Below are 15,907 nucleotides of genomic sequence, written 5' to 3'. Positions count from 1 at the left end.
CGGCCCGCCCTCCCGGCCGCGGGTCAGCCCGCCGCCGCGCCCGAGGCGGCCCGGGGGTGCACCGACCCCTCGTCCAGGCGCTCGTTCAGCAGGGAGGCCAGGGCGTTGACCGTGCGCAGGGTCGGAGCATCGGCACCGGTCAGGTCGGCCAGCTCCACGACCGCGCGGAGGATGACGTCGAGCTCCATCGGGCGCCCGCGCTCCACGTCGTGCAGTGTCGAGGTGCGGTGGTCGCCCGCGCGCTCCGCGCCCGCCATGCGCCGTTCGATCGAGATGGAGGTGCGCACGCCGAGCCGCTCGGCGACGTCGAGGGTCTCGCGCATCATCAGCTCGGCGGAGGTCCGGGTGTCGGGGAACGAGCAGATCTGCGCCATGGTCGAGCGGGTCAGCGCGCTGAGCGGGTTGAAGGTGACGTTGCCCATCAGCTTCACCCACACGTCCTCTCTGAGGTCGTTCTCGACCGGGCACTTGAGGCCCCCGGCGGTCATCGCCTCGGAGAACGCGCGGCAGCGGGGGGACAGGGAGCGGTCGGGTTCGCCGATGGAGAAGCGGGTGCCCTCCATGTGGCGGATCACCCCGGGCCGCTCGATCTCCGTGGCGGCGTAGACGACGCAGCCGATCGCGCGCTCGGGCGGGATGGTGGCGCTGACCGCCCCGCCGGGGTCGGCGGCCTCGACCCGGTGGCCCTCCCACCGGCACCCGGAGCCGTGGAAGTACCACCAGGGGATGCCGTTCTGCGCGGCCACGACGGCGGTGTCGGGGCCCATGAGGGGGGAGAGCATGGGGCCGCAGGAGGCGTAGTGCTGGGCCTTGAGGCCGAGCAGGACGTAGTCGACCGGGCCGACCTCGGCCGGGTCGCCGGTGACGTTCGGGCGGGCGGTGAAGTCGCCGCGCGGGCTGAGCACGCGGACGCCGTGCTCCCGCATGGCCTCCAGGTGGGGGCCGCGGGCGATGAGGTGGACGTCGGCGCCCGCGCGGTGCAGGGCGGCGCCGGCGTAGGCGCCGATGGCGCCCGCTCCCAGGACGGCGATGCGCATGGGGGGTCCCTTCTCTCGGGGAAAGGAATACTGTATACAGTAGCCGTGTGCGGGAAGGGTGACCCTCCACGGAAGGGAGAAGGAGGCGGGGATGGTCCCGGACCGGGAAGTTCTCGCCTTCTTTCCGCACTTTTCCGCTCCTGCGGCGGTCGGTCGGCGCGATCGCCCCCGCGCCTGTCCGCGCGTTTCGTACACTGTCGACAATCACCGCCGAGGAGCCGGAGGACCGTCCATGCCCTCACCGACGACCACCGCCGGCGGCGCGGCCGACCCCGTGCGACGCCCGGCCCCGCTTCGCGAAGCGGTCTACGATGCCCTCCTCGACCTGATCACCACCCGCGCCCTGCCGCCGGGACGGCACCTGGTCGAGACCGAGCTGGCGGCCCGCCTGGGGGTCTCCCGCCAGCCCGTACGCGAGGCCCTGCAGCGCCTGAGCAACGAGGGCTGGGTCGACCTGCGGCCCGGCTACGGGGCGTTCGTGCACACCCCGGACGAGGGGGAGGCCGAACAGCTCCTGGCCGTGCGCGCCCTCCTGGAGACCGAGGCGGCCCGGCTGGCCGCGCGCAACGCGGGGCCCGACGACATCGAGCGCCTGCGCGCGCTGTGGCGCCGCGGCACCCGCGCCGCGGGGGAGGAGCCGGTCGAGGCGGCGGTGAACGCCAACGCCGACTTCCACCGCGCCCTGATCGCGTCCTCGGGCAACACCGTGCTGGCCGAACTCGCGGCCCAAGTGGACCGGCGGGTGCGCTGGTTCTACGCCCCGATCGCCCGGTCGCGCGGACAGGCCTCATGGGACGAGCACGCCCGCATCATCGATGCGGTGGAGGCCGGACGCCCCGACGAGGCGGCGTCCCTGATGGCCGCCCACACCGAACGCACCCGCACCGCCTACCGCGAACTGGGCGAGGGAGGCGACTCCTCGGAGGCGGTGTGACCTCCGCGCCGACGCCGTAGGTCCCGGGCGCTCCTCGAAAAGGAGGCCTCTCCGGGGCCGAGTGGGTGCGCTATGCTTCGTCATGTATTCACCGTGTCGTCATGCGGTGTCCCCCTCAATGTCGAATGCGCCCCCCGCTCAGGCGCCGTGCACCATTCGGAGAGCCCGGTGTCCGAGAACGAGCGAGCGGTGAGCGGTCACGACGGTACGGCGCAGCCCGGGACGACCGGGGGTTACCGGTACAACCCTCCGCCGAATTGGCCCCCGCCTCCTCCCGGATGGCTCCCTCCCTCCGATTGGCGCCCGGACCCCGCATGGGGGCCGCCGCCACCCGGTTGGCAGTTCTGGGTCCCGGTCGACCCCCGCAGCGCACAAGCCGCCGCGGGAGCCGCCGCGCCGGGAACGGACCCCGGATACGTCACCGCCGACATCGGGGTGTTCGGCGCCCGTTCCAAAGCGCGTGAACTCGCCGAACGGGTCAACCGCCTCCTGGAGGAGAACGCTCGGCTCCGCTCGGAGCTCACCCGGCTCGGAGCCATGGAGATCGCCGAACTCGAGCAGGTCAGGGCGGACCTCAGGGGCGAGATCGAAGCGCTCACCGCGGCGCGGGACGCCGAACGGCGGCGGGCCGAGGCGGAGGCCGAGGAGTGGGCGTCGAGGAACGCCGCTGAAAGGGCCCGCCTCGAAGGGCGGATCGCCGAACTCCGGAAGGCCGTCGTCGAGGCCGAGGACACGGCCGCGCTCCAGGAGGTGGGCGTCTACCGGTACGCGCACCCCCTGGACGACTCCGTCGCCTATAAGGCGGAGCTGGCGGAGCTGCGGGACCGCATCAAGGTGATGAACCGCAAGGACGGCGGGGCCGTCACCGCGACGACCCGGTTCACGATGAACGATTCCCTCACCCAGGGGAAGAGGATGGTGAACGAGTTCTCGAAGCTGCTCCTGCGCGCCTACAACAACGAGGTCGACACCCTGGTCCGCGCCATGAAGCCGCACAAGCTCTCCTCGGCGAGGGACCGCCTGGACAAGACGCGCGCGACGGTCGAGAAACTGGGCCGCTCAATGGACATCAGGATCGCGCACACCTACCACCGGCTGCGGGTCACGGAGCTGGAACTGACCGCGGACCACCTCAACAAGCTGGCGGAGGAGAAGGAGCGCGAGCGCCAGGAGCGGGCACGCCTGCGGGAGGAGCGCCAGGCCCAGGCCGACATCGACCGGGAGATGGCCCGCCTGGAGAAGGAGCGCACCCACTATGAGAACGCGCTCGACGCATTGCGCAGGAACGGCGACGACGAGGGCGTCCGGCGCATGGAGGGGCAGCTCGAAGAGATCGGCCGGGCGATGGGCGACGTGGAACAGCGGGCCGCGAATGTGCGTGCCGGCTATGTCTACGTCATCTCCAACCTCGGCTCGTTCGGGGAGCGCATGGTCAAGGTCGGTATGACGCGGCGCCTGGACCCGATGGACCGGGTGAAGGAGCTCGGCGACGCCTCGGTGCCCTTCAATTTCGACGTCCATGCCCTGCACTTCTCCGACGACGCGGTCGGTGTCGAGGCCGAGCTGCACCGGCGGCTGGCCGATCGGCGTGTCAACCGCGTCAATCAGCGGCGGGAGTTCTTCTATGCGACACCGGGGGAGGTGCGGGACCTGCTGGAGAGCGTCGCGGGGGACCTTCTGGAGTACACCGAGTCCTCTGAGGCGGCCGAGTACCGGCAGAGCCTCGGCGAGTCCGCGAAGGCCGGTTCCGGCTGAGGCCGTGAGCCGGACGCCCCCCGCTCACTCGCGGCGGCGGTAGACCGTTCCCTCGTCCATTTCCAGGTCGGAGAAGAGCTGGGACACCGTCACGAAGTGGTACCCCTTCGCGTGGAGGCGCTGGAGGATCTCCGGGACCGCGTCCACCGTCGTGCCGTGGATGTCGTGCATCAGCACGATGCTCCCCGGGCGGGTCTGCTCGAGGGCCGTGTCGGCCACCTTGCCCGCGTCGCGCGCCTGCCAGTCCAGGGTGTCCACGTCCCACAGCACGAGCGGCGCCCCCACGCTCCGCTTCGTCGTGGCGTTGAACGACCCGTACGGCGGGCGCATCGTCCGCGGCCACTCCCCGGACGCCTTCTCGATCGCCTCCGCCGTGCGCACGGAGTCGTCGGAGACACCGGAGGCCGACTTGCCCGCCAGGTCGTCGTGCTTCCAGGAGTGGGCGCCCACCTCGTGCCCCTCCTCGGTGATGCGGGAGGCCAGGTCCGGGAACTCCCCGGCCAGCATCCCCAGCAGGTAGAACGTCCCCTTCGCGTCGTACTCGGCCATCGTGTCGAGCAGACGCCCGGTGTGCTCTCCCGGCCCGTCGTCGAAGGTCAGCGCCACGCAGGGGACGCGGTCGCAGTCCAGGTCGGCGCGGCCCGGCGCATCGGCGTCCTCCAGCTCCAGCGGCGCGTCGGCCAGGGCCGCCGCGCGCGCCCGCTCGCCGAACTCCGACAGCAGCCCGGTCGCGGCCTCCGCGGGGATCTCCACCCTGCGGCCCTCGGGGGCCGGTGATCCGCCGTCGCCGCTCCCGGCGGAGCCCGAGCCTTCGGCCGGTGCGCCGGGCAGCGTCACCACCAGGCCCCCTTCGGTGTCGAAGGCCAGATCGCTCAGGGGCGAGTCCCCGAGCTCGGTGCTCAGCCTCCAGGCGTCACCGGGGCGGAACTCGGGGGCCTTTCCTGTGCCGCCGTCCGCGCCGCCGTCCTCGTCGTCGCCCCCGGACGCGTCGGTGCCGCCCAAGGGCTCGGCCGACCCGTCCGACTCCAGCCCCTCGGGCAGCTCGCCGGGCTCGGCCCCGTCGCGCTCCCGCAGCACCCGCGCCACCTCGGCGTCGAGCGCCGCCACCGCGTCCTCGCCGCGCAGCAGCCCCGTCCACGGCAGCACCGCGCCGGAGCCGCCGTCGAACCACAGCGACTCGCCGTCCACCCGCGATTCGCCGCCGCCCAGCACGGCCTCGCGCACGATCCGCGCCCCGAGCACGTCCCCCGAGGCGGCCAGCAGGTCCAGCCGCTGCCTCAGCTCGGCGGGGCCCTGCCCCGCCCGTTCCTCCATGAAGGCGGTGTGCGCCTCGGCCATGGCGGTGCGCACCTCGGAGCCGAAGCCCGGGGCCCCGGGCACCACCGGGTAGGTCCACGCGGTGCTCATCCGGCCGTCGTTCGCGGCGTGCTCGACCAGTTCCAGGCCGGGAACGCTCTGCGGGTCGGCCGTTGCCAGCGGCGGGGTGTCGGCCCCCTCGCCGACGACGGCGGCCGCGCCCGGAACGGCGAGCAGGCACAGGGCGACCGCGGCCGCGAGGGCGTGGCGCGGGCGCAGCCGGGTGCGTAGACGGGTGACGGCGGACACGGGCACGGGTTCCCACCTGGAGTTCGGGGCCGGTCGGCGGCGCACGGGGCGGGAGCGGTGGGCTGCGCCCCGTCCTCCCGCGGCGGACCGCATCGCGAACATACGGGGACTAGGGCGGGCGTGCAATCGCGCCCTCGCGGCGCGTCGCGGTCACTGCCGCGTCGTACCATCCGAATGGTCATGCCCGTCCGCTCGCCGCGGCAGCGGCGATTTCGGATACGTCCTGATAACGAAGTGGTCCCATCGGGAACCTCGCGCGGACGGGTCCCGTCGGAAGTGAGATCATCGGCGAGCCGCCGCGCGAGTCGGCGCTGGCCGATGCAGTGAATCCCCGAATCCAGGAGAAACCGAGTATGAGTTACGGTCCACCGCCACCGCAGGGCCCCGGGGGCTACGGGCCGCCTCCGCCCCCGCCCCCGGGAGGCGGCTACGGCGCCCCGCCGCCTCCGCCGAACATGGGCCCGACGGAGCCGCCGGCGAACAAGGGCGCGGCGATCGCGCTGACGGTCCTCAGCTTCCTGTTCTGCTGCAACCTCCTGGGAGCGGGCCTGGGCATCGCCGCCATCGCCACGGCGGAGAGCAACCCCAAGGCCTCCCGGACGTGCATGCTGATCGGCTGGATCATCTTCGCGCTCGGCCTCGTCGGCAGCGTCATCTACTGGATCGTGTTCCTCGCCAGCGGAGCAGGGACGGCGACGACCTACTAGGCCCACCTCGGTGGTGACCGGTGCGACCGCCTCGGCCGAACGGCCGAGGCGGTCCTTTCATGCGGCCCTCTAACCTGGCGCCATGCCATCGTGGACGTCCCGAGGCCGCGCCGAGGCGGCCGTGGAGAGCCTGGCCCGGAACGGGTACCTGCTGGTCATCGGCATCGCCGTGGTATTGGTGCTGGGCCTGAGCGCCACCCTGCAGGAGCTGCTGAGCCGTGATCCCGGCCCCGACTGGCTGGGGCCGCCGCCCTCCTTCCGCGACTGGATCCCGCTGTGCTCGGGCCTCATCGGCGGCGCCGCCGCCCTGGCGGCCGCCTGGCCCGGAACGCCCCCGCGCCGCCTGTCCCTGCTCGGCCCCGCCGCCCCCGTCGCCGTCCTGGCGGCGTCCCTCGTGCTGTGGCCCGCCGAGCACGGCATGTACGGCTACACGATGAGCATCCTCGAGGTCTTCGCGATGTTCCTCGCGGCCAACCTGGTCGCCTGGCACGCCCCGCGCCGGGCCGTGGCGGTGATGGCGGCCGCCACCACGCTGGCCATCCTGTCCCAGGGGCTGCGCAGCGAGGGGTGGGGCCTGGACTCGGTCGGCTGGATGCTCCTGCTGGCCACCATGACGTTCCTGCCCGGCCTGGTGCTGCGCTGGCGCGAACGCGAGCGCGGTTGGCGGGTCGAGGAGGCGCGGCGCGAAGAGCGCCTGTCCCTGGCCCGGGACCTGCACGACGTCGTCGCCCACCAGGTCAGCGGCATCGTCGTACAGGTGCAGGCGCTGCGCCACGTGGCCGACCGGGACCCCGCCGTGGTCGCCGCCGCTCTGCCGCAGATCGAGGACGCCGGAACCGCCGCCCTGGCCGCGATGCGCCGCATGGTCGGCGCCCTGCGCGAGGAGGGGGACGCCCCGCTGGAGCCGCACGACCTGGCGGTCGCCCTGCGCGCCATGGAGGAGCCCGGCGACATCGGCCGCCCGAGGGTGGAGGTCGCCGTCGACGGCGACACCGGGGCCCTTCCGGAGGAGACCGCCTCGGCCGTGCTGCGCATGGCCCAGGAGGCGGTCACCAACGCGCGCCGCCACGCCCGCGACGCCTCGCTGGTACGGGTCGAGCTGGAGGCGGGCACGGCCGGGGCGCGGCTGCGCGTCGCCGACGACGGCCGGGGCGGCGGTTCGGTGCACGCGGCCGGCGGGGGATACGGTCTGATCGGCATGGCCGAGCGGGCCAAGCTGCTGGGCGGGTCGTTCACCGCGGGCCCCGCGGACGACGCGCCGGGATGGAGGGTCGAGGCCGAGCTGCCCGCCGGGACGGCCGTGGACGGAGGGACGCGTTGACGATCCGGGTGCTGCTCGCCGACGACCAGGCGATGGTGCGGACCGGCTTCCGGTACATGCTGGAGGCCGAGGAGGGCATCGAGGTGGCCGGGGAGGCCGGGGACGGCCTGGAGGCGCTGCGCCTGGCCGGGGAGCTCAGGCCGGACGTGGTGCTGATGGACATCCGCATGCCCGGCGTGGACGGCCTGGAGGCGACCCGCAGGCTCGCCGGGCCGGGGGTGGCCGACCCCCTCAAGGTGGTCGTGGTGACCACCTTCGACCTGGACGAGTACGTGCACGCGGCGCTGCAGGGCGGAGCCGTGGGGTTCCTGCTCAAGGACGCCGGTCCGGCGCTGCTGATCGAGGCGGTGCGCGCGGCCGCCCGCGGCGACGCGCTGGTGGCGCCGAACGTCACGGTGCGGCTGCTCAAGCACTTCGCCCGGCCCGCCCTCCGCGCGTCACGGCGCCCGGAGGAGGAGGCGCGCCGCAAGGGGCTCACCGAGCGGGAGCTGGACACGGTGCGGGCGGTGGCCGAGGGGCTGACCAACACGGAGGCGGCCGAGCGCCTCTTCGTGTCGCTGAGCACGGTCAAGACCCACCTGGCGAGCGTCCAGGCGAAGCTGCACGCCCGCAACAGGGTGGAGATCGCCGCGTGGGCCTACCGCTCCGGCCTGATGGACACCGAGGGCTCGGCGTCCGGGTAGCGCGCGGCGGCGCGGCCGCTACTCCCCGGCCTCGGTGTGGGCCCGGACCGCGGCCATCACGATGGCCCTCAGCTGCTCGGTGATGTCGGCCCGGTCGCGCTCGAAGTCGGGGTCGGTGACCGCCGACGGGTCGTCGGTGGCCAGTTCCAGCTTCGGCGTGTGCACATGCCCGGCGGGGATGCCGCGGCCCGTGGTGTCGCGCAGCAGGGTGTTGCGGTAGGCGATCTCATTGGAGAGGTAGCCCCCGCCGCCGCCCGCGCGCGCCCGGGAGCCCTCGGTCGGGCCGCCGGGGCGCACGACCGGCTCCTCGGCGCCGGCCGGGATCTCGGTGACCTCGGTGTTGTCCACGATCGGGAAGCGCCCCGCGGCGCCCTCGATGATCGCGCGGCGGGGCAGCGTGGACCGGCACCACTGCGGCGGCGGGTCCGGCAGCCCCATGCCGCCGGGCAGCGGGATCGGCCCCTGGGCGCCGTGGTCCTCGTTGTCGGCCCGGCCGCCGCGCCAGGCGCCGTTGTAGGCCTCCAGGTCGAACCGGCCCTCGCGCCCCCGGCTGACGGTGATCACCGCGTCGGCCGGGGCCGCCGTGGCCCCGTAGTGCGGCATCAGCGTCTGCTCGGCCATGCCCTCGGTGAAGTCCCGCCAGCGCACCGGGAACACCGCCGCGCGCACCACGGCCGTGTGCCCCCCGGCCTCGAACGAGGTTCCGTGCAGCGCCAGCGCCGCCGCCCCCGACGGGTTGGACCGGCGCACGTCCTCGTCCAGCCCGAACGGGTCGAACCCGGTGACGATCACCCTGAGCTGCCGGTCGTCGGGGGCGAAGACCAGGTCGTCGTGGCCGCGGGAGGCGTACTCCAGGCGGCGCAGCAGCGCGGCGCGCTCCTCGCCGGCCAGCGCGAACGGCGGCTCCCAGGAGCGCAGGATCGCGGCGAGCGTCAGCCGTGCCCAGTACAGCGGCCGGTCGTCCCCGGCCTGCCCGCTGCGGGCCGCCTCCGACCACAGCCGGTGCCCGTGCGAGGTGACGATCCGCGCGGCGTCCTCGGCCCCGGCGGCCCCCGCCAGGTCGGCGGTGAACAGCGGGGCCGCCGCGGCGAACCCGGAGCGGCGCAGCAGCAGCCGCGGCGCCTCGCCTCGGGCGCGGTCCTCCTCGGCGGTGGTGGGGGTGGCGTCCATGGCTCCATGTTCGCGGGTCGTCGGTCCGAACGGGGCGTGAGTCTACATGCCCGCAGCGACACCGGCCCCGGCGCGGCGGCGCTCGCGGCGCACGGGTGAGGCCCGGCGCGATCCGGGGTAGACCCGGCGTGTGGCGGCGTCCACATGCCGCCGACGACCGGACCCCACGGCTCTCGATGGAGAGAGATCACGCATGCCGTTCACCACGACCCTCCCCGACACCGCCGGCCTCGCCGAGCGCGCCACCGCCGCCCTCGAGGCGTGCGGCGCGGCCCGCCTCCCCGACGACGGGGGCGCCCCCGGGCGGGCGCGCACCCCCATCACCGGCGAGGAGCTGTTCCGGCTGGACTTCGGCACCGCCAAGACCACCGAGCAGGCCGTCACCGCCGCCGACGAGGCCTTCCGCCGCGTGTGGCGGGACACCCCCGCCCCCGTGCGCGGGCAGCTCGTGCGCCGCCTGGGCGAGCTGCTGCGCGAGCACAAGCAGGACCTCGCCGACCTGGTCACCATCGAGGCGGGCAAGATCCGCTCCGAGGCCGCCGGGGAGGTGCAGGAGATGATCGACGTCTGCGACTTCGCGGTGGGCCTGTCCCGGCAGCTCTACGGCCGCACCATGCCCTCGGAGCGGCCCGGCCACCGGCTGATGGAGACCTGGCACCCGCTGGGCGTGGTCGGGGTGATCACCGCCTTCAACTTCCCGGTGGCGGTGTGGTCCTGGAACACCGCGATCGCGCTGGTGTGCGGGAACACCGTGGTGTGGAAGCCCTCCGACACCACCCCGCTGACCGCGCTGGCCTGCGACGCGCTGCTGCGGCGGGCCGCCGCCGACACCGGCGCCCCCGAGGGGCTGCACCGGGTGGTGCTGGGCGGCCGCGAGGTCGGCGAGCACCTGGTGGACGACCCGCGGGTGGCGCTGGTCTCGGCCACCGGGTCGGTGGCCATGGGCCGCGCGGTGGGGCCGCGGGTCTCCGCCCGCCTGGGCCGCTGCCTGCTGGAGCTGGGCGGCAACAACGCCGCGGTGGTCGCCCCCTCGGCCGACCTGGACCTGGTGGTGCGCGGCAGCGTGTTCGCCGCGGCGGGCACCGCCGGGCAGCGCTGCACCTCGCTGCGCCGCCTGATCGTGCACGAGGACGTGGCCGAGGAGGTCACCGAGCGCCTGGCCGGCGCCTACCGGCAGCTGCGCGAGCGCATCGGCGACCCCTTCGACGACGGCACCCTGGTCGGGCCGCTGATCTCCGAGCGCGGGCACGGCGCCATGCAGGACGCGCTGGACCGCGCCCGGGCCGAGGGCGGAACCGTGGTCACCGGGGGCGGCCGGGTCGGCGAGGACGCCGCGCCCGGGGCCTACTACGTCGAGCCCGCGCTGGTGCGCATGCCCGGTCAGACGCCGGTGGTGGAGGAGGAGACCTTCGCCCCGATCCTGTACGTGATGACCTACCGCACCTTCGAGGAGGCGGTGGAGCTGCACAACGGGGTGCCGCAGGGGCTGTCGTCGGCGCTGTTCACCCGGGACCAGGCCGAGGCGGAGCGGTTCGTGTCGGCGGCCGGGTCGGACTGCGGCATCGTCAACGTCAACATCGGCACCTCGGGCGCCGAGATCGGCGGCGCGTTCGGCGGGGAGAAGGAGACCGGCGGCGGCCGTGAGTCGGGCTCGGACTCGTGGAAGGCGTACATGCGCCGGGCCACCAACACGGTGAACTACGGCGGTGGGCTGCCGCTGGCCCAGGGGGTGGAGTTCCTCTGACGGATGCCCCGGCGCCGGCGCCGTCCTGACAGGGGCGGGGCCTGAGGAGCGGGCAGGAGCGGACGAGGACGCGGGTACGGCCTGAAGGGGCCGTACCCGCGTCGGTCTCGGCGGAAGCGCCGCCGCCCGGGCGGCAGCGTCGGCGGAGCAGGGCACTTCAGGCGAGTCAGGCCGGGTCGAGCGCGCCGCGGGACGGCGTGCCCGCGCCGTTCGCCCCCCGGGCGGCCGCGGTGCCCGGAGCGGCCCCCTCGGCGGCCCCCTCCGCGGCCGCGAACTGGGTGCGGTGCAGTTCGCTGTACCGGCCGCCCGCCGCCAGCAGCTCCTCGTGGGTGCCCTGCTCGGCGATGCGCCCCTCCTCGACCACCAGGATCCGGTCGGCCGCCTGGATCGTGGACAGCCGGTGCGCGATGACCACCGCCGTGCGCCCGTGCAGCGCCTCGGCCAGGGCCTCCTGCACCGCCGCCTCGGAGGTGGCGTCCAGGCTGGAGGTGGCCTCGTCCAGGATCACCACGCGCGGGGAGGCCAGCAGCAGCCGGGCGATGGTCAGCCGCTGCCGCTCGCCGCCGGAGAAGCGGTAGCCGCGCTCGCCGACGATGGTGTCCAGGCCGTCCGGCAGCCCCGCCACCAGCCCGTCCAGCCGCGCCCGGCGCAGCGCGTCCCACAGCTGCCCGTCGGAGGCCTCGGGGGCGGCGAAGCGCAGGTTGGCGCGCACGGTGTCGTGGAACAGGTGCCCGTCCTGGGTGACCATGCCGACCGAGCGGCGCAGCGACTCGGCGGTCAGGTCGCGCACGTCGGTCCCGCCGACGCGCACCGCCCCGGCGTCCGTGTCGTACAGGCGCGGGATGAGCTGGGCGATGGTGGACTTGCCGGCGCCCGAGGAGCCCACCAGGGCCACGGTCTCGCCGGGCGCCGCGCGGAAGGAGACCCCGTGCAGCACCTGCCCCTCGTCGCGGTCGTCCAGGTCGGCGACTTCCTCCAGGGAGGCCAGGGAGAACGCCGACGCCTTGGGGTAGCCGAACTCGACCCCGTCGAACTCCACGTCGGCGGGGCCGTCGGGGACCGGCCGCGCGTCGGGGCGCTCCTTGACCAGCGGCTCCAGGTCGAGCACCTCGAAGACGCGGCTGAAGCTGACCAGCGCGCTCATGATCTCCACGCGGGCGCTGGCCAGGGCGGTCAGCGGCGCGTACAGGCGGGTGAGCAGCAGGGCCATGGAGACCACCGAGCCCGAGTCCAGGCCGCCGGTGAAGACGTAGTAGCCGCCCAGGCCGTAGACCAGGGCCAGGGCCAGCGCCGAGACCAGGGTCAGTGCGGTGAAGAAGACCTCCTGCACCATCGCCGTGCGCACACCGATGTCGCGCACCCGCCGCGCGCGCGTGGCGAATTCGGCCGACTCCTGCTCAGGGCGCCCGAACAGCTTGACCAGGGTGGCGCCCGGGGCGGAGAAGCGCTCGGTCATCTGGGTGCCCATGGCGGCGTCGTGGTGGGCCGACTCGCGCTCCAGGCGGGCCAGACGGGAGCCCATGCGCCGGGCGGGGATCAGGAAGAGCGGGAGCAGCACCAGTGACAGCAGGGTGATCTGCCAGGAGATGTTGACCATCACGACCAGGGTCAGCAGCAGTGTCACGATGTTGCTGACGACGCCGGACAGGATGTCGCTGAACGCGCGCTGGGCGCCGATGACGTCGTTGTTCAGCCTGCTGACGAGGGCGCCGGTGCGGGTGCGGGTGAAGAAGGCGACCGGCATGCGCTGCACGTGGTCGTAGACCGCGGTGCGCAGGTCCAGGATCAGGCTCTCGCCCAGGCCCGCCGACAGCCAGCGGTTCAGCAGGCCGAAGCCCGCCTCGCCCACGGCGATGAGCGCGATGAGCGCGGCGAGCCCCGCGACCAGGCCCAGGTCCCGGCCGTCGATGATGGCGTTGACCACGCGGCCCGCCAGCACGGGGGTCGCCACGGCCAGGACGGCCAGCACGACGCTCAGCACCAGGAAGGCGCCGAGCCGTGTGCGGTGCGGGGCCGCGAACCGGCCGATGCGCTTCAGCGTCTCCTTGGAGAACGGGCGCTTGTCCTGTTCCGCGTGCATCGCCATGTACAGCGAGTGCCACGCGGTCATCTCCATGCTCATGTCCGGCTCACCGGCCTCTCGTGGGTCGGCGCCCTGGGGCGCGCTTGGCACGAGCACATTAAGACCTTGAGTTAACTCGAGGTCAAGGCGGACGGCGGCCCGCGTCCAGGGGCGCGCCCGCGGCTACGGGCGTCCGGTGGGCCGGTCCAGGGCCACGACCCCGCCGAGTGTCCCCCATTCGTTGCGGCCGAGGCGGGACAGCGGGCGCAGGCGTGTCACCTCCGGGTGGGAGCCGTCGAGGACGGAGGCGTCCACGGCCACGTGGACGACCCGCCCGAACACCACCGTGGAGTCGCCGAGCAGCAGCGTGGAGTGCAGGCGGCACTCCAGGGCCACCGGGCTCGCGGCCACCCGGGGGGCCTTCACGACGGCCCCGGGCTCGCGCGCCAGCCCGGCCGCGTCGAACTCGCTGTCACCGCGCTCCAGCGGGGCGGAGGTGGCGTTGACCTGCTCCATCAGCGGCTCGGCGGCGAGGTTGACGGTGAACTCGCCGGTCTCCTCGATGTTGCGCAGGCTGTCCTTGCGGCCGACCGAGGTGAACTGCACGATCGGCGGCTCGGCGCAGGAGACGGTGAAGAAGGAGTGCGGGGCGAGGTTGTCGCTCCCCGTGGCGGAGACCGTCGCGACCCAGGCGATGGGGCGCGGGACGACGACGGCCGTGAGCATCTTGTAGAAGGCCCGCCCGGGGAGGTCCTCGGCGGTGAACTCGGTACGCATCCCCTTCATTATCGGCGGCGCGAGCGGGGGCGTGTGCGGCGGGATCCCGGGGAGGGGGAGGGGGTCCGCGGTGCCCGCGGGGGGAATGGGAACGGGCATGGAACGCAGTGGCATCGAGCTGATCACACTGGCGGACGTGCAGGCGGCGTCGGGGCGGATCCGGCGCAGGGCGGTTCGCACGCCGCTCCTGTCCTGCCCTTGGGCCGAGGGGCGGCTGTGGCTCAAGCCGGAGAACCTCCAGCCCATCGGGGCCTTCAAGATCCGCGGGGCCGTGAACGCCGTGCGCGCGCTGCCGGCGCGGCGCAGGGCGGCCGGGGTGGTCACCCATTCGTCGGGCAACCATGGGCAGGCGCTGGCCTTCGCCGCGCGGTCCGAGGAGGTCCCCTGTGTCGTCGTAGTGCCCGAGGGGGCGCCGAAGGTGAAGCTGGACGGGATGCGGCGCCTGGGGGCCGAGATCGTGCCGGTCCCGCCGGCGCGGCGGGCCGAGGCCGCGGGCGACATCGCCCTGCGGCGCGGCATGGTGCTGGTGCCGCCCTTCGACGACCGGGAGGTGATCGCCGGGCAGGGGACGGTGGGGCTGGAGGTCGTGGAAGACCTGGGCGGCGCCGACACGGTGGTGGTGCCGGTGGGCGGGGGCGGCCTGGCCTCCGGGACGGCGACCGCGGTCAAGGGGCTGCGGCCGGACGTGCGGGTGGTCGGGGTGGAGCCCGAGCTGGCCGCCGAGACCGCCGAGGGGCTGGGGGAGGGGCGCCTGGTGTCCTGGAGCCCCGAGCGCACCGGGAGGACGGTGGCCGACGGGGTCCGGGTGGGGCCCTCGGAGCTGACCTTCGCCCACATGAAGGAGCGCCTTGACGGCGTGGTGACGGTCACCGAGGAGGAGATCGTGCACGCGATGGGGGTGATCGCGCGGGAGGCGCGCGTGGTGGCCGAGCCCAGCGGGGCGCTCGCGGTCGCGGCCCACCTGGCGGGGCACGTGCGCGGGGAGGCGGTGGTGGCGGTCGTCTCGGGCGGGACCGTGGATCCCGTGCTGCTGCGCCGGGCCCTGGACGGGGAGTGACGGGGCCGGAAATGAAAACGGTTATCATTCTGATGTAGGGTGGGCGGGTCCGGAACGACCCGAGAGGACGTGCTGTCCATGTCACGCGTGTGCCAGGTGACGGGCAAGAGGCCCGCGTTCGGCAACAACGTCTCCCACTCCCACCGGCGGACCCGCCGCCGGTTCGACGTCAACCTGCAGACCAAGCGGTACTGGCTGGAGTCGGAGCGCCGCTGGGTGCGCCTTCGGGTGAGCACCAAGGGGATGAAGGTCGTCGACCGCCGGGGCATCGAGCGGGTGGTCGCGGAGATCCGCGCGCGCGGAGAGAGGGTCTGAGCCGTGGCCAAGAAGAGCAAGCTCGCCAAGAACGAGCGCCGCAAGGAGATCGTGGCGCTGTACGCCGAGCGCCGGGCCGAGCTGAAGAGGATCATCGCCCACCCGGACACCGGGCCCGAGGAGCGCGCCGAGGCCGTGCGCGCGCTGGCGCGCCAGCCGCGCGACGCCAGCCGCACGCGCGTGCGCAACCGCGACGCGGTGGACGGTCGGCCCCGGGGCTACATCCGCAAGGCCGGGCTCTCCCGGATCCGCTTCCGTGAGATGGCCCACCGAGGGGAGCTGCCGGGCATCACCAAGTCGAGCTGGTGAGCCCCGGCCCCGGGTGAAGCCGCCCCCGCCCCTGCCCTCGGCGGGCAAGGGGCGCGCCCGGTCGGTGCCTCAGGGGTGCAGGTGCCGACCGGGCCGTCCCGGGCGCGGTCGGAGGAGCGCGGCGACGGAGGCCGGTGGCCCTTCCGGCAGCGCTGTCGGCCGTAGGGCGTGTGCGTGGCCGCCGTGGATGGCGGCGACGGCGACAGCGGGGCGGTTCCCGGGCCCTGCCTGCCGGGCGCGAGGCCCCTCGCGGTGCGGGTGGGCGACGCGACGGGGAGGGCAGGTGCTCGCCCGCGCCCATGGCGCCCGCACCCCTGGTGCCGCTCCTCGTTGATCTCGGGGAAATCGCCCCTACCAGGCCGGTTGTAGCGTCGCTTCTCCCGAGATCAACGAGGGGGCAGCGGTGCGGGGTGCACTGGTGTTGATCTCGG

At 74.3% G+C, this 15,907-nt stretch carries 14 protein-coding genes; 9 read left to right on the top strand and 5 right to left on the bottom strand.

Annotated elements, in window-relative coordinates; genetic code table 11:
- Window positions 1-23: 23 nt before the first annotated feature.
- A complete protein-coding gene (locus O4J56_RS08315) occupies window positions 24-1,037 on the bottom strand; it encodes a 2-dehydropantoate 2-reductase (protein WP_270684872.1) in 1,014 nt (337 codons plus the stop codon).
- Between the two features lie 232 nt (window positions 1,038-1,269).
- On the opposite strand from O4J56_RS08315, the gene O4J56_RS08310 reads away from it, so the two are divergent.
- Window positions 1,270-1,971 carry a GntR family transcriptional regulator gene (locus O4J56_RS08310; protein ID WP_270684871.1) on the top strand — a complete coding sequence of 234 codons (702 nt, stop codon included), beginning with the start codon at window positions 1,270-1,272 and terminating at the stop codon, window positions 1,969-1,971.
- Between the two features lie 435 nt (window positions 1,972-2,406).
- Complete coding sequence (locus tag O4J56_RS08305; protein ID WP_270684869.1) at window positions 2,407-3,726, top strand: DUF4041 domain-containing protein; 1,320 nt, start codon at window positions 2,407-2,409, stop codon at window positions 3,724-3,726.
- 24 nt (window positions 3,727-3,750) lie between these two features.
- On the opposite strand, the gene O4J56_RS08300 is transcribed toward O4J56_RS08305, so the two are convergent.
- Window positions 3,751-5,337 carry a polysaccharide deacetylase family protein gene (locus O4J56_RS08300; RefSeq protein WP_270684868.1) on the bottom strand — a complete coding sequence of 529 codons (1,587 nt, stop codon included), beginning with the start codon at window positions 5,335-5,337 and terminating at the stop codon, window positions 3,751-3,753.
- Between the two features lie 347 nt (window positions 5,338-5,684).
- Between O4J56_RS08300 and O4J56_RS08295 the strand changes: the two genes are divergently transcribed.
- The 3 genes from O4J56_RS08295 to O4J56_RS08285 all read left to right on the top strand — a co-directional run bounded on the left by O4J56_RS08295 (window position 5,685) and on the right by O4J56_RS08285 (window position 8,042).
- Window positions 5,685-6,038 carry a hypothetical protein gene (locus O4J56_RS08295; protein ID WP_270684866.1) on the top strand — a complete coding sequence of 118 codons (354 nt, stop codon included), beginning with the start codon at window positions 5,685-5,687 and terminating at the stop codon, window positions 6,036-6,038.
- Window positions 6,039-6,120: 82 nt separating this feature from the next.
- A complete protein-coding gene (locus tag O4J56_RS08290) occupies window positions 6,121-7,359 on the top strand; it encodes a sensor histidine kinase (RefSeq protein ID WP_270684865.1) in 1,239 nt (412 codons plus the stop codon).
- Window positions 7,356-8,042 (top strand): response regulator, encoded by a 687-nt coding sequence (locus O4J56_RS08285; RefSeq protein WP_270684864.1) that lies wholly within the window; start codon window positions 7,356-7,358, stop codon window positions 8,040-8,042. Before O4J56_RS08290 ends, O4J56_RS08285 begins: the two co-directional genes overlap by 4 nt.
- Window positions 8,043-8,060: 18 nt before the next feature.
- Here O4J56_RS08285 and O4J56_RS08280 read toward each other — a convergent pair whose 3' ends face one another.
- Window positions 8,061-9,212 carry a C15 family peptidase gene (locus O4J56_RS08280; protein WP_270684863.1) on the bottom strand — a complete coding sequence of 384 codons (1,152 nt, stop codon included), beginning with the start codon at window positions 9,210-9,212 and terminating at the stop codon, window positions 8,061-8,063.
- Between the two features lie 193 nt (window positions 9,213-9,405).
- Between O4J56_RS08280 and amaB the strand changes: the two genes are divergently transcribed.
- On the top strand, window positions 9,406-10,956 hold the full coding sequence (gene amaB / locus O4J56_RS08275) for an L-piperidine-6-carboxylate dehydrogenase (RefSeq protein ID WP_270684862.1): 1,551 nt from the start codon (window positions 9,406-9,408) through the stop codon (window positions 10,954-10,956).
- Between the two features lie 166 nt (window positions 10,957-11,122).
- Here the strand turns inward: amaB and O4J56_RS08270 are convergent, their stop codons facing one another.
- Both O4J56_RS08270 and O4J56_RS08265 read right to left on the bottom strand, forming a co-directional pair.
- Window positions 11,123-13,078 (bottom strand): ABC transporter ATP-binding protein, encoded by a 1,956-nt coding sequence (locus O4J56_RS08270; protein ID WP_270684860.1) that lies wholly within the window; start codon window positions 13,076-13,078, stop codon window positions 11,123-11,125.
- Between the two features lie 123 nt (window positions 13,079-13,201).
- Entirely contained in the window at window positions 13,202-13,795 is a 594-nt protein-coding gene (locus O4J56_RS08265; RefSeq protein WP_270684858.1) for a flavin reductase family protein, read from the bottom strand.
- Window positions 13,796-13,892: 97 nt separating this feature from the next.
- Here O4J56_RS08265 and O4J56_RS08260 point away from each other — a divergent pair, with 97 nt between their 5' ends.
- From O4J56_RS08260 to rpsN, 3 genes are all read left to right on the top strand, one after another.
- Entirely contained in the window at window positions 13,893-14,852 is a 960-nt protein-coding gene (locus O4J56_RS08260) for a threonine ammonia-lyase (protein WP_270684857.1), read from the top strand.
- Between the two features lie 78 nt (window positions 14,853-14,930).
- The gene (gene rpmB, locus O4J56_RS08255) at window positions 14,931-15,167 is read left to right on the top strand and encodes a 50S ribosomal protein L28 (protein ID WP_270684856.1); all 237 of its coding nucleotides are present in this window, start codon (window positions 14,931-14,933) and stop codon (window positions 15,165-15,167) included.
- A gap of 3 nt (window positions 15,168-15,170) precedes the next feature.
- Window positions 15,171-15,476 carry a 30S ribosomal protein S14 gene (rpsN, locus tag O4J56_RS08250; RefSeq protein ID WP_270684855.1) on the top strand — a complete coding sequence of 102 codons (306 nt, stop codon included), beginning with the start codon at window positions 15,171-15,173 and terminating at the stop codon, window positions 15,474-15,476.
- Window positions 15,477-15,907: the final 431 nt, after the last annotated feature.

Origin of the sequence: Nocardiopsis endophytica, assembly GCF_027706725.1 — a bacterium.
GTDB classification, from domain to species: Bacteria; Actinomycetota; Actinomycetes; order Streptosporangiales; family Streptosporangiaceae; genus Nocardiopsis_A; species Nocardiopsis_A endophytica.
The sequence above is the reverse complement of the archived record's forward strand: the minus strand, read 5'-3'. Positions and strand labels throughout refer to the sequence as shown.